12 protein-coding genes are annotated in these 14,425 nt (G+C 54.9%); 4 read left to right on the forward strand and 8 right to left on the reverse strand.

Annotated features, from left to right (window positions below; translation table 11 throughout):
* The first annotated feature begins 212 nt into the window (after positions 1-212).
* Positions 213-917, forward strand: a complete 705-nt coding sequence (locus OGY07_RS10525) for a FadR/GntR family transcriptional regulator (RefSeq protein ID WP_199957844.1) — start codon at positions 213-215, stop codon at positions 915-917.
* 11 nt (positions 918-928) lie between these two features.
* Positions 929-2,356, forward strand: a complete 1,428-nt coding sequence (mdtD, locus tag OGY07_RS10530) for a multidrug transporter subunit MdtD (protein WP_286600402.1) — start codon at positions 929-931, stop codon at positions 2,354-2,356.
* Here the strand turns inward: mdtD and rbsR are convergent.
* The 7 genes from rbsR to kup all read right to left on the reverse strand — a co-directional run bounded on the left by rbsR (position 2,322) and on the right by kup (position 10,249).
* On the reverse strand, positions 2,322-3,320 hold the full coding sequence (gene rbsR / locus OGY07_RS10535; RefSeq protein ID WP_286600404.1) for a ribose operon transcriptional repressor RbsR: 999 nt from the start codon (positions 3,318-3,320) through the stop codon (positions 2,322-2,324). The genes mdtD and rbsR overlap by 35 nt on opposite strands.
* A 3-nt stretch (positions 3,321-3,323) precedes the next feature.
* On the reverse strand, positions 3,324-4,253 hold the full coding sequence (gene rbsK / locus OGY07_RS10540) for a ribokinase (protein ID WP_060570011.1): 930 nt from the start codon (positions 4,251-4,253) through the stop codon (positions 3,324-3,326).
* Positions 4,254-4,365: 112 nt separating this feature from the next.
* Positions 4,366-5,256, reverse strand: coding sequence for a ribose ABC transporter substrate-binding protein RbsB (gene rbsB, locus OGY07_RS10545; RefSeq protein WP_042287369.1), 891 nt, complete (start codon positions 5,254-5,256; stop codon positions 4,366-4,368).
* A 24-nt stretch (positions 5,257-5,280) separates the two neighbouring features.
* Positions 5,281-6,246, reverse strand: a complete 966-nt coding sequence (gene rbsC / locus OGY07_RS10550; protein ID WP_042287366.1) for a ribose ABC transporter permease — start codon at positions 6,244-6,246, stop codon at positions 5,281-5,283.
* A 5-nt stretch (positions 6,247-6,251) separates the two neighbouring features.
* Positions 6,252-7,757 (reverse strand): ribose ABC transporter ATP-binding protein RbsA, encoded by a 1,506-nt coding sequence (rbsA, locus tag OGY07_RS10555; RefSeq protein ID WP_042287363.1) that lies wholly within the window; start codon positions 7,755-7,757, stop codon positions 6,252-6,254.
* A 7-nt stretch (positions 7,758-7,764) separates the two neighbouring features.
* On the reverse strand, positions 7,765-8,184 hold the full coding sequence (gene rbsD / locus OGY07_RS10560; protein ID WP_042287361.1) for a D-ribose pyranase: 420 nt from the start codon (positions 8,182-8,184) through the stop codon (positions 7,765-7,767).
* A 196-nt stretch (positions 8,185-8,380) separates the two neighbouring features.
* A complete protein-coding gene (kup, locus tag OGY07_RS10565; protein WP_042287358.1) occupies positions 8,381-10,249 on the reverse strand; it encodes a low affinity potassium transporter Kup in 1,869 nt (622 codons plus the stop codon).
* Positions 10,250-10,470: 221 nt separating this feature from the next.
* On the opposite strand from kup, the gene ravA reads away from it, so the two are divergent.
* Together ravA and viaA are read left to right on the forward strand one after the other, a co-directional pair.
* Complete coding sequence (ravA, locus tag OGY07_RS10570; protein ID WP_060569950.1) at positions 10,471-11,967, forward strand: ATPase RavA; 1,497 nt, start codon at positions 10,471-10,473, stop codon at positions 11,965-11,967.
* Positions 11,961-13,412, forward strand: coding sequence for an ATPase RavA stimulator ViaA (gene viaA, locus OGY07_RS10575; protein WP_286600431.1), 1,452 nt, complete (start codon positions 11,961-11,963; stop codon positions 13,410-13,412). The genes ravA and viaA overlap by 7 nt, the downstream gene beginning before the upstream one ends.
* Positions 13,413-13,416: 4 nt before the next feature.
* On the opposite strand, the gene asnA is transcribed toward viaA, so the two are convergent.
* Positions 13,417-14,409, reverse strand: a complete 993-nt coding sequence (gene asnA / locus OGY07_RS10580; protein WP_042287349.1) for an aspartate--ammonia ligase — start codon at positions 14,407-14,409, stop codon at positions 13,417-13,419.
* Positions 14,410-14,425 lie beyond the last annotated feature (16 nt).

Raw genomic sequence — 14,425 nt, forward strand, 5'->3', positions numbered from 1 at the left:
TGCGTGCCGTTGTTCCGTGTCAGTGGTGGCGCATTATAGGGAGTTATTTCGGGCTGACAAGAGGAAATTTAAAATAATTTCGCAACTGTTCCTTTTTTCACCAAAACAGGCGTTAACGTGCCATAAAATAAGCGTTTTGCTGTTTTTGCAGCCGCAATCACACTTCCTGATGGCATACTAATGAATAAGAAAAAGAGAAAGGACAATCAGTCATGCCTTTAAGCGCACAACAATTGGCTGCACAGAAAAACATTTCCTGGGTACTGGCTGAAAAGCTGGCGCAGCGGATCTTAAAAGGGGATTACGCACCCGGCGACATTCTTCCCGGTGAAATTGAACTGGGCGATCAGTTTGGTGTTAGCCGCACCGCAGTAAGAGAAGCCGTCAAAACGTTAACCGCCAAAGGTATGGTATTACCGCGCCCACGTATCGGAACACGGGTCATGCCACAGGCTAACTGGAATTTTCTCGACCAGGAGTTACTGAACTGGTGGATGACAGAGGAAAACTTCCAGCAGGTGATCGATCATTTTCTGGTGATGCGGATAAGCCTTGAGCCACAGGCTTGCGCGTTGGCGGCAACGGTGGGTACGGCAGAACAAAAAGCGCATCTGAATACCTTAATGGAAGAAATGGTCGCGCTAAAAAAGAACTTTAAACGTGAGCGCTGGATTGAAGTGGATATGGCCTGGCATGAGCATATTTATGAGATGAGCGCGAACCCGTTCCTCACCTCTTTTGCCTCACTGTTCCACTCTGTCTATCACACCTACTTCAATGCCATTACCTATAACACCGTTGTGAAACTGGATTTGCACCAGGCGATAGTAGATGCCATTGCGCAAAGCGACGCTGACGGCGCGTTTAAAGCCTGCCAGGCTTTACTGATGGCGCCTAACGAGCGTCCGGGAAACTAACGGGATACAGAATGATCAGAAAAAAAGCGCGCAGTATGGCTGGATTGCCGTGGATAGCGGCAATGGCCTTTTTTATGCAGGCGCTGGACGCCACCATTCTGAACACCGCTTTACCTGCCATTGCGCAGAGTCTCAACCGTTCACCGCTGGCCATGCAGTCCGCCATTATCAGTTATACCCTGACGGTGGCGATGCTGATACCGGTAAGCGGATGGCTGGCCGACCGCTTCGGCACCCGTCGTGTGTTTATGCTGGCGGTGAGCCTGTTTACGCTCGGTTCACTTGCCTGCGCGCTTTCCAGCTCGCTTCCGGAACTGGTTATCTTTCGCGTTGTTCAGGGCATTGGCGGGGCGATGATGATGCCGGTTGCTCGTCTGGCGCTGTTGCGCGCCTATCCACGTAGCGAGCTGCTGCCCGTTCTGAACTTCGTCACCATGCCGGGGCTGGTAGGACCAATTCTGGGTCCGGTGCTGGGCGGCGTACTGGTCACCTGGGCCAGCTGGCATTGGATCTTCCTGATAAACATTCCGATTGGCGTCGCCGGTATTCTTTACGCGCGCAAATATATGCCGAATTTCACCACACCGCGCCGCAAATTTGATATGACTGGCTTCTTTCTGTTTGGCCTCAGCCTGGTGCTCTTTTCCAGCGGAATGGAGCTGTTCGGTGAAAAGATAGTGGCCACCTGGATTGCGCTGAGCATTATCCTGCTCAGCATTGTGCTGTTGCTGGCTTATGTACGCCACGCTCGCCACCATCCTACGCCGCTCATTTCTTTGTCGTTATTTAAGACACGAACCTTTTCCGTCGGAATTACCGGCAACCTTGCGACACGGCTGGGGACCGGGTGCGTGCCTTTTTTGATGCCGCTGATGCTCCAGGTGGGATTTGGTTTTCCGGCGTTAATCGCGGGTTGCATGATGGCCCCCACCGCGCTGGGCTCAATACTGGCTAAATCAATGGTGACCCAGGTGCTGCGCCGTCTGGGTTATCGCACCACGCTGGTGGGGATAACCGTATTTATCGGCCTGATGATTGCGCAATTCTCGTTGCAATCGCCCGCAATGCCAGTCTGGATGCTGATCCTGCCGCTGTTTGTGCTCGGCATGGCGATGTCGACGCAGTTCACAGCGATGAATACCATCACACTTGCCGACCTGACCGATGACAATGCCAGCAGCGGCAACAGCGTGCTGGCCGTAACGCAGCAACTTTCGATTAGCTTAGGTGTGGCGATAAGCGCCGCCGTGCTGCGCATTTATGAAGGCGTAGAGGGAACCAGTACGGTTGAACAGTTCCACTACACCTTTATTACGATGGGCGCGATCACGATCGTGTCTGCGCTGATGTTCATGCTGCTGAAAGCGAAAGATGGTCGCAACCTGATCAAAGACCGTCACGCGCCTAAACCGACCCCCGCTCCATCAGAACAGGAGTGAGCTGCAAACGCTGTTGCTGCAAATCGGGCTGCGCCATGCGATGTATTAGCACATCGATGGCCAGCTCACCCAGTTCATCTTTGGGCTGATGAATGGTAGTCAGCGGCGGCGTCATGTAGCGCGCCAGTTCGATATCGTCATAGCCAATCACCGCCATATCCTGCGGGATCCGCAATCCAGCCTGATACAACGCCTGATACGCGCCGACAGCCATCGCATCATTCCCGGCAAACACGGCCTGGGGTCGCTGCGGATGCGCGAGCAGTTCCTGCATAGCCGCAAACCCGCCGCCAAACTCAAAATTGCCCATGATTTCATAGCCCACAGGAACGGTAAGCCCCGCGCGCTGCATCGCGGCGCGATACCCCTCAACACGCAGCCGGGCCGGCGTTTTATCCAAAGGCCCGGTGATACAGGCGATACGGGTAAAGCCTTTAGCAATAAGATGCTGCGTGGCTAAGTCGCCGCCGAGCAATGAGTTATCCTGAATGAGATCGCTGTCGCCCTCGCCGTCAAAGGGCGACCAGTCCATCATTACGGTGGGGATCGACGGGTAACGCTGCATGATTTCGCGCGACGGCTGGTGCGTTTCGGTACAAAGCAGCAGTAAACCATCTACCCGTTTTTGCATCAGCGTTTCCAGATTGCGGTTCATACGTTGCTCATCGCCTTCGGTATTGCATAATACCAGACTGTAGCCGCGCTCGAAGCAACTGCGTTCTACGCCGCGCACCAGTTCAGAGTAAAAGGGATTGGTACTCGCGGTGATAAGCATACCGATGGTGCGCGTTTGATTCAGCTTCAGGCTACGCGCCAGGGCTGAAGGGGCGTAATTCAACGTTTTGATCGCCGCTTCGACTTTGTCAGTAATCGCTTCACTGACAAAGCGATCCTTATTAATGACGTGCGAAACGGTAGAAGTGGAAACGCCCGCCAGGCGGGCAACATCCTTCATTGTAGCCAAGCGTTACCTCTGCTGACCTAAAAACGCCTCAATTTCTTCACGCCACGGTACGGAAGGCTGAGCGCCTTTACGGGTAACGGCAATCGCTGCGGCGGCGTGCGCGAAACGAATCGCATCAGACAGCGCCTTGTCTTCCAGTAACGCCGCAATTAGCGCGCCGTTAAAGGTATCGCCCGCGGCAATGGTGTCGACAGCCTCTACCTTAAAGCCCGGCACGCGCTGACCTTCACCTTTCACGCTGGCCCAGACACCGCGGCTGCCTAATGTAATGAGCACCGTATCGATACCTTTTTTATGCAGAACCCGCGCGGCTTTTGCCGCATCTTCATCATTTTCGACACGGATACCGGTTAGCTTTTCCGCTTCAGTTTCGTTCGGAGTGATGATATCCACCAGCGCCAGCAGCTCGTCTGATAATACGCGGGCTGGCGCAGGATTCAGTACGACAGTGGTATGATTTTCATGCGCGATGTTGGCGGCTGCCAGTACACTGTCGATCGGCGATTCCAGTTGCATCAGCAATGCGGAAGCCTCAGCGATGCGCTCACGCTGCGCCTCAACCCGCGCAGGCGACAGCGCCGCGTTAGCCCCGGCATGAATACCGATCACGTTTTCACCTTCGCCGTTGACGAAAATCAGCGCTACGCCTGTGGGTTCGCCGTCAATTACGCTGACAGGGTCGACGTTGATATTGTCGCTCGCCAGCTGCTGACGAATGCTACTTCCGATATCGTCATCACCGGTACAGGCAATAAACGCAATGTTTGCCCCGCTGCGTCCCGCAGCCACTGCCTGATTCGCGCCTTTACCACCAAAAGCGACCTGATAGTGATTTCCGGTGACCGTCTCACCAGGTGCAGGAAATGTCTCAAGATTAAGAATATGGTCGGCATTAATGCTGCCGAGAACGACAAGTTTGCCTGCGGTTTTCATGTTCGGGGTGTCCATCAGAGAGCGCCACCGGTGTGACCCGGTGGCGTATGCCACATTTTACTTTTCTTTATTTGATGTCCCTCAGACGACGCGAGGTCGTCTGAATCGCCTACTACTGCTTAATGACCAGCTTCAGGTCAACCGGGTATTTGGCCTGCACTTTCTCGCCTTTCAGTACTTTGTCTGCCGTTTCTACGCCTTTCGCGCCGATCTGGTCAGGTAACTGAGCGATAGTCGCAGCCAGTTTGCCATCATTTACCGCTTTCTCGCCATCTGGCGTGCCGTCAAATCCGACGACCATCACATCAGATTTACCGGCGGTTTGCAGCGCACGCAGTGCGCCCAGCGCCATCTCGTCATTCTGAGCGAATACCGCCTGCACGTCCGGATGCGCGGTCAGCAGGTTCTGCATCACGTTCAGACCTTTAGTGCGGTCGAAGTCAGCTGGCTGGCTGGCCAGTACATTAAATTTGTGTGCGGCGACCGCCTGCTGGAAACCTTCGCCACGTTCACGCGCCGCAGATGTACCGGCTATGCCCTGCAATTCAATGACTTTCGCGCCTTCGCCAGCTTTCTTCGCAATGTAGTCGCCCGCGATTTTGCCGCCCAACACGTTGTCAGACGCGATGTGGCTGACAACATCGCCTTTCGTCGCCTGGCGGTCAAGGGTGATGACCGGGATCTTCGCCTGGTTTGCCATCTTCACGGCATTACCTACCGCGTCGGAATCAGTTGGGTTGATCAGCAGGATTTTAGTGCCACGAACGGTTAAGTCCTGAACGTTCGCCAGCTCTTTCGCCGGGTTGTTCTGAGAATCCAGCACCACCAGGTTGTAGCCCAACTTATCGGCTTCTTTCTGCGCCCCATCTTTCAGGGAAACAAAGAACGGGTTGTTCAGCGTGGAGACCACCAGCGCAATGGTATCTTTCGCCATCGCATTCGCGCTTACGGTGGCGCTTAGCGCAACAGCTGAAACCAGGGTAGCCAGTTTTTTCATGTTCATATTTAAGATGTCCTGTAGTCGTTGTTACTGCTTTTTGTTGTCTACCAGTACCGCCAGCAATATCACCACCGCTTTGACGATCATCTGGTAATAGGAGGAAACACCTAACAAATTCAAACCATTATTCAGGAAACCAAGAATCAATGCGCCGATCAAGGTCCCAACAATGCGCCCTTTACCTCCCGCCAGACTGGTCCCGCCAAGCACAACAGCCGCAATGGCGTCGAGTTCATAGCCCGTCCCGGCTGTAGGCTGCGCGGAGGAAAGACGCGCCACTTCAATGATGCCCGCCAGCGACGCCAGCAGGCCGCAGAGCGAATAAACGATAATTTTGATTTTACTGACGCTGATACCGGACAAGCGGGTTGCCGCTTCGTTACCGCCCAGCGCGTAAATATAGCGGCCCAGCCGGGTATGGTGCAGCATGTACCACGCCGCCAGGAAGACAATCCCCATGATCCACACCGGCGTCGGAACACCCAGCGGACGGCCAATACCGAACCAGCCAAACAGATCGGCGTTTTCGGTAAAGCCGGTATTCACCGGGCTTCCGTTGGTGTAAACCATCGTCACGCCACGTAACAGCAGCATCATTACCAGCGTGGCGATAAACGCCTGTACTCGCCCTTTCGCCACGATAACGCCAGTCACCGCGCCCACGGCGGCACCTAATGCCAGCGCGGCGGCAACGGCCACCAGCGCGTTCACCTCCAGCCCAACAATGGAAGCGGCAACGGCGCCGGTGAGTGCCAGCAGGGAACCGACGGACAGATCGATACCCGACGTCAAAATCACCAGCGTCATCCCGACCGCCATAATGGCGTTTACGGAGGTCTGCTGAAGAATGTTGAACAGGTTATTAACGGTAAAAAAGTTAGGGCTTAAGGTCGATACAATCGCGATCAGCACCAACAGCGCAATGAGCGACTTCTGCTCCATCAACCACGCTTTGGTGAAATAACGGCGACCAGAAACAGCCTGGGTAGTCATTTTTTTTACTCCTGATTCACGCGATTAAGCTTGCCCACAGCGGCAGCCATCAGAACTTCCTGGGTGGCCTGCTCGCGAGTGAATTCACCGCCGAGATGCCCTTCATGCATGACGATAATGCGATCGCTCATGCCTAATACTTCTGGCATCTCAGAGGAGACCAGAATGATGCTCAGGCCATCGGCCTTAAACTGGTTGATCAGCTGATAAATTTCTTTTTTGGCGCCCACGTCGACGCCGCGGGTAGGCTCATCAAGAATCAACACTTTAGGGCGGGTCATCAGCCCGCGGGCAATCGCCACTTTCTGCTGATTCCCGCCGGACAACAGGCCAATCGCCTGCTCCATCGACGGGGTTTTGACGTTAAAGAGACGGATAAAATCGCTCACCGCCTGTTGCTCATCTTTATGCTTCAGGCTGCCGCCGGCACGGCTGAAATAACGCAGCGCGGTCAGTGACATGTTCTCTTTCACTGACATCCCCAACACTAAGCCGTCGCGTTTGCGGTCTTCGGAGATATAGACAATGCCATTCGCCAGTCCGTCTTGTGGCGCGCGGGTGATCACCTCGTGCCCGTCGAGCGTCACGTTACCGCTGGTGCGCGGCAGTGCCCCGTACAGCACTTTCATCAGCTCGGTACGGCCTGCCCCCATCAATCCGGACACGCCGAGGATCTCCCCTTTGCGTAAGGTAAACGAGACATTGTTCACGCCGGGGCCGCACAGGCTGTCGACTTTCAGACGCACGTCGCCCGGCGCTTTATCCAGCCGCGGATACTGATCTTCCAGCTTGCGCCCCACCATCATTTCGATCAGTGAATCTTCGGTCAGCGAGGCCACTTCCCGTTCGGCAATAAACTGCCCGTCACGGAAAACGGTGACGTCGTCGCAGATCTCGAAAATCTCTTTCATGCGGTGGGAGATATAGACAATGCCGCGCCCCTGCGATTTCAGCTCGCGGATAACGCGGAAAAGAGATTCGGTTTCGGTATCGGTCAAAGCGTCGGTCGGTTCATCCATGATGATGACTCTGGACTCAAAGCTCAGCACTTTGGCGATCTCGACCATCTGCTGATCGCCAATCGACAGCTCCCCTACCAGCCGATCGCTCTTAAAGCGCAGGTTGAGCTTCGCTAACAGTTGATCCGCTTCGGCGTACATTTTTTTCCAGTCGATTTTGCCAAAACGGTTAACAAATTCGCGACCAAGAAAGATGTTCTCCGCAATGGTGAGCTGCGGGATCAGGTTCAGTTCCTGGTGGATGATGCCGATCCCGGCTTCTTGCGAAGATTTCGGTCCGTTAAAAGTGGTCTCTTTCCCCAGCCATACCAATGACCCTGCATCGCGGGTATAGATACCGGTCAGCACTTTCATCATGGTGGATTTGCCCGCACCGTTCTCGCCCACCAGCGCCATCACGCGGCCCGGGTAGACGTTGAGTGCGGCGCCGGAAAGCGCCTTCACGCCCGGGAACGACTTATCGATCCCTTTGAGTTGCAGTAATGCGTCCATGGTGGCCTCAGAAAGTGACGCCGGCACAGAGAATGATATTCGCATACGGGGAACACTCCCCGCTGCGAATTACCGCCTGACTGTCTGCGGTTTGTTGTTTAAAGTGTTCATGCGTGGTGTAACGAATTTCAATGGTGTTTCCCTGGTGTTGCTGCAGTTGCTCAAGAGAATTGAGCAACGCTTCGTGGAGTTGCGGATTATGTTGTTTTATTTCCGTCGCGAGAATGGCCGACTCAACCTGCATCTCACGGGTGACAACCTCCAGTACCTGCATGAACGAAGGTACGCCCTGGGTTAATGCCATATCGATACGCGTTGTACTGTTTGGGATGGGTAAACCTGCGTCACACACTACCAGCGTATCGGTATGTCCCAGACGGGAAATCACCGATGAAATCTCAGAGTTAAGTACTGCGCCTTTCTTCATTTTTCTTGCTCCACTAGCGAAACGTTTCGCTGACATCAGTTTTATCTTAACGGTGTTCAGAAAACCATCATGACGTAACAGATTTGTGATCGGCGTCGAAACGTTTCGCTACGTGAAACAGAGCGTCATATGGGCGGGAAGATAAAGCGGGGAGTATGCCGGGTAAGCGAAGCGCCACCCGGCATTTCAAGCAAACTTAAATCTCGACCTGGGTGCCTAACTCAATGACGCGGTTAGGCGGGATCTCAAACTGGTCAGGCGCACGCAGGGCGTTACGTTGCAAAATAAGATACAGTTTGCCCCGCAGGCGTAAGTACCAGGGGCGCTTGCCGATAATTAACGACTCGTGCGACATAAAGAACGACGTCTCCATCATCCGGCAGCTCAGCCCTTCCAGACCGCAACGGTGGAACACTTCCTCTACATTTGGCGTTTCGCGCCAGCCGTAGCTGGCCACCACGCGCCAGAAGGTCGGCGACAGCTGCTCAATCTGTACGCGGCGGACGTTATGCACATACGGTGCATCTTCGGTTCGCAACGTCAGCAGGATCACCCGTTCGTGCAGCACCTTGTTATGCTTCAGGTTATGCATTAACGCGAAGGGGATCACATTCAGCGCACGGGACATATACACCGCCGTCCCCGGCACACGCACCGGCGGTGATTTTTCCAGCGAAGCGATCATCGCTTCCAGCGAGTTTCCGTGCTCATGCATACGGCGCAGCAGACGGAAGCGTTCGCTTTTCCAGGTGGTCATGATAGTGAACATCACCAGCCCCAGAGATAGCGGCAGCCAGCCGCCGGACAGAAGTTTATCGAGGTTGGCGGAAAACAACGGAATATCGATGCACAGGAACGCCACCAGAATCAGCGCCACAAAGTACTTATTCCAGTGCCAGTTTTTACGCGCCACGGTGGTGGACAGAATAGATGTCAGTACCATCGTACCGGTAACGGCAATACCGTATGCCGCCGCCAGGTTGCTGGAATGCTCGAAGCTGACAATAACGATCACCACCGCGATATAGAGCATCCAGTTCACAAACGGAATGTAGATCTGCCCGGACTCCATTTCGGATGTGTGAATAATGCGCATCGGTGACAGATATCCCAGACGAACCGCCTGGCGAGTGAGCGAGAAAACGCCGGAAATGACCGCCTGCGAGGCGATAACGGTCGCCAGCGCGGCAAGGATCAGCAGCGGGATCAGCGCCCAGTCAGGCGCCAGCAGGAAGAACGGGTTTTTGATCGCTTCCGGTTGCTTCAACAACAACGCCCCCTGACCAAAGTAGTTCAGTACCAGCGAAGGCAGCACCACCGAAAACCACGCCAGGCGAATCGGAAACTTACCAAAGTGCCCCATATCGGCATACAGCGCTTCCACACCGGTGATCGACAGCACTACCGCGCCCAACGCAATAAAGGAGACGGTTTTATATTCAAGGAAGAAATGTACCGCCCACATCGGGTTTAATGCGTGCAGGACTTCCGGATTACCGATAATACTGCGCACGCCCAGCACCGCCAGAACCAGGAACCAGGTCAGCATAATCGGCGCGAACAATTTGCCTACCATCCCGGTACCGTGCTTCTGAATCATAAACAGCAGCGTCAGGACGACAATCGACAGCGGTACAATCCAGGTATCTAACTGCGGCGCGACAATTTCCAGACCTTCAATGGCCGACATCACCGAGATGGCTGGAGTGATCACGACCTCGCCATAGAAAAAGCTGCCGCCGATCAGCCCCATGATCACCAACAGGGAGGTCGTTCGCGCAGAGGTATTCCGCCCGGCGAGCGACATCAGCGTCAGGATCCCCCCTTCACCGGCGTTATCCGCGCGCATGACGAAGGTCAGATACTTAATGGAAACAACAAAGATCAGCAGCCAGAAAATTAGCGACAGGAAGCCAAACACGGCATCGCGTTCAACGCCAAAACCAAACTGACCGGACAAACATTCACGAAGTGTATAAAGTGGGCTGGTACCAATATCACCGTAGACAACCCCAATGGCCGCGAGCGTAATCGCAGACAATGATTGCTTTTTATCAGTGCTCATAGACTAGTCTTTCGTTATAAAAGAAATGTGTACCTGGTCCCTTGGCCCACAAAAAAGCGCACAGTATGCACGATTAATCGCAAAATCGTACCCCTAAATGAGTCCAGATTAACCTGGCTCAAAAAAAATAAATCCACCTCCCGGACCCGTTCAGCCCACGGAGCGAAACGTCTATACTCGCTGTTAACGCAGTACTTTTTACAGAAGGACGCCACTCTATTATGGCTCACCCACATCTCTTAGCAGAAAGAATTTCACGTCTGAGCAGTGCGCTGGAAAAAGGATTGTTTGAGCGCAGCCACGCCATTCGACTTTGTCTGCTGGCGGCCCTGAGCGGCGAGAGCGTTTTCCTGCTTGGCCCGCCAGGAATAGCTAAAAGCCTGATCGCGCGCCGGCTGAAATTCGCGTTCCAGAATGCGCGCGCGTTCGAATATCTGATGACCCGTTTTTCCACGCCGGAAGAGGTTTTTGGACCTCTTTCCATTCAGGCGCTAAAAGATGAAGGCCGCTACGAACGCTTAACCGCCGGGTATCTACCCGAAGCGGAAATCGTTTTTCTTGATGAGATCTGGAAAGCGGGTCCGGCCATTCTGAACACGCTGTTAACCGCCATCAATGAACGCCATTTTCGTAACGGCGCGCATGAAGAAAAAATTCCAATGCGCCTGCTGGTGGCGGCGTCCAACGAACTGCCGGAGGCGGACAGCAGTCTGGAAGCACTGTATGACCGTATGCTGATCCGCCTGTGGCTGGATAAAGTCCAGGACAAAACCAACTTCCGCGCCATGCTGACCAGCCAGCAGGACGAAAATGAAAACCCCGTCGCCGCGTCGCTCCAGATTAGCGATGATGAGTATCATCAGTGGCAAAAGGAGATTGGCGCGGTTTTGCTGCCCGATCATGTATTTGAGCTGGTTTTTACCCTGCGCCAGCAGCTGGAAAATGTCCCCAACGCGCCCTATGTTTCTGACCGACGCTGGAAGAAAGCCATACGCCTGTTGCAGGCCAGCGCCTTCTTCAGCGGACGCGACGCGGTGGCGCCAATCGATCTTATTCTGCTGAAAGATTGTCTGTGGTACGACGCCCAGAGCCTGAATTTGATGCAACAACAGCTCGAAATATTGATGACCGGGCACGCCTGGCAGCAGCAGGCAATGCTGACACGCCTTGCCGGTATCGTCCAGCGGCGCATTCAGCTTCAACAGCAACAAAGCGATAAAACCGCTTTTACCGTCATTCGCCAGGGCGGCATGTTCAGCCGCCGTCCACATTACGACTTGCCGCCTGACATCACCGCCTCATCCCTGACGCTGCTGCTACAACAGCCGCTGAAGCTGCACGATATGGAAGTGATCCACATCGCTTTTGAACGTAGCGCGCTGGAGCAGTGGCTGGCGAAAGGTGGAGAGATCCGCGGTAAACTCAACGGGATTGGATTTGCCCAGACGCTGAACATGGAGGTGGATAGCGCTCAGCATCTGGTTGTGCGCGATGTCAGCTTACAGGGCACACGTCTGGCGCTCCCCGGCTCCTCTGAAGAAGCCATGCCCGGCGAAATCAAACAACAGCTGGAAGAACTGGCTAACGACTGGCATCTGCAACATACCCGCTTTAGCGAGCAGCAAAAATGCCTGTTCATTCATAGCGACTGGCTGGGGCGCATTGAAGCCAGCCTGCAGGACGTTGGTGAGCAGATCCGTCAGGCGCAACAATGCTGACGCTGGATACGCTGAATGTGATGTTAGCCGTCAGCGAAGAGGGGATGATCGAAGAGATGATCCTCGCGCTACTGGCCTCGCCGCAGTTGGCTATGTTCTTTGAAAAATTTCCTCGCCTGAAAACAGCGATAACGAACGATCTCCCGCGCTGGCGTGAAGCGTTACGTAGTCGGCTAAAAGATACGAGGGTGCCGCCGGCGCTCACGGAGGAGGTGATGTGCTACCAGCAGAGCCAGCTTCTCTCCAGCGCTCAGTTCGTCGTGCAGCTTCCGCGCATTCTCGCGCTGCTGCACCGATTACATTCTCCCTGGGCCGCGCAGGCTCAGCAGTTGGTGGACAACAATGCGGTGTTTACCCCTGCCCTGCATACGCTTTTTCTCCAGCGCTGGCGCTTAAGCCTGGTCGTGCAAGCCACCACGTTAAACCAGCAGTTGCTGGAAGAAGAACGCGAGCAGTTACTCAGTGAGGTTCAGGAAAGAATGACCCTCAGCGGCCAGTTGGATCCTGTGCTGGCGGAAAACGATACCGCGGCAGGTCGCCTGTGGGACATGAGCGCCGGACAGCTCAGGCGCGGCGATTATCAATTGATCGTCAAATACGGCGACTTCCTGGCCGATCAGCCTGAGCTTCAGCGGCTGGCGGAACAGTTAGGGCGCTCCAGAGAGGCGAAATCCGTCCCGCGTAAGGACGCGCCAATGGAGACTTTCCGCACGCTGGTGCGCGAACCCGCGACGGTGCCTGAGCAGGTTGATGGCATTCAACAGAGTGATGACATTCTGCGTCTGCTGCCACCGGAACTGGCGACGCTCGGCATTACAGAGCTGGAATATGAGTTTTATCGGCGGCTCCTGGAAAAGCAACTGCTCACTTACCGTCTGCAGGGCGAGGCCTGGCGCGAAAAAGTCACCGAGCGGCCGGTGGTTCACCAGGCTGTCGACGAGCAGCCGCGCGGACCGTTTATCGTCTGTGTGGACACGTCTGGTTCCATGGGCGGCTTCAACGAACAGTGCGCAAAGGCGTTTTGCCTGGCGTTGATGCGCATCGCCCTCGCCGATAACCGTCGCTGCGTTATTATGTTGTTTTCCACTGAAGTGGTGCGTTATGAGCTTTCCGGGCCGGAAGGTATCGAACAGGCGATTCGCTTTTTAAGCCAGCGCTTTCGCGGCGGTACGGATATCGCCAGCTGTTTTCGCGCCATCATTGAACGGATGGATGGACGGGAGTGGTCTGATGCCGACGCGGTGGTGATTTCGGACTTTATTGCCCAGCGCCTGCCGGATGACGTGATAAGTCAGGTAGGGGAACTCCAGCGCGTTCATCAACATCGGTTTCATGCGGTAGCGATGTCCGCGCATGGCAAACCCGGCATCATGCGTATTTTCGATCATATCTGGCGCTTTGACACCGGGATGCGAAGCCGCCTGCTGAGACGCTGGCGGCGCTAGAGAATTACAGCAGAGACGAGACGCTTTCACGCACCTGCGCTGGCCACACGCCGCACTGAACCTGACCAATGTGCGGCAGTTGCAGTAACAACATGGTCAGACGGGACTGGCCGATACCACCGCCGATAGTTTGCGGCATTTCACCGCGCAACAGCGCCTGGTGCCACTCCAGGCTCAGACGATCTTCATCGCCGGTCAGTTTAAGCTGGCGTTTCAGCGCGTCGGCATCAACGCGGATCCCCATTGAAGACAGCTCAAAAGCGTCTTCAAGAACCGGGTTCCACACCAGAATATCGCCGTTCAGACCGGCATAGCCCAGATCGGAATCGGAACTCCAGTCGTCGTAATCCGGGGCGCGAACGTCGTGACGATGACCGTCGCTCAGTTTCCCGCCAATGCCGACCAGAAATACTGCGCCCAGTTCTTTGGCGATCGCCCGCTCGCGGCCTTTGGCATCGAGATCCGGGTAACGCGCCAGCAATTCCTGGCTGTGAACGAACTGGATCTGATCCGGCAGGAACGGCGCCAGACCAAACTCTTTGCTTACGGCGGCTTCGGTCGTCTTAATCCCTGCCCAGATCGCCTCTACCGTGCTTTTCAGGGTGGAGAATTGACGCTCGCCGTCACCCATGACGCGCTCCCAGTCCCACTGATCGACATAGACCGAGTGAAGCGGGGAAAGTCGGTCTTCATCCGGGCGCAGCGCTTTCATGTGCGTGTACAGCCCTTCGCCCGCGCTGAAGTCGTGTTGTCCCAGTGTCTGACGTTTCCACTTGGCCAGTGAATGCACCACTTCAAACTGGGCTTCAGGCAACGCCTTCACTTTAACCTGTACCGCTTTTTCACAGCCTGACAAGTTATCCTGCGTGCCATCACCAACCCGGCTGAGAATCGGCGCCTGGACTTCAATCAGACCCAGACGCTCTTCCAACTGGCGAGAGAAGTGCGATTTCACGAAGCTAATTTGACGTTGTTTGGCGATATAAGCGGTTTTCATTGTATTTACTCCTGCG

The organism is Citrobacter sp. Cs237 (genome assembly GCF_030332325.1).
In the GTDB taxonomy this organism is placed as follows: Bacteria; Pseudomonadota; Gammaproteobacteria; order Enterobacterales; family Enterobacteriaceae; genus Citrobacter_A; species Citrobacter_A sedlakii.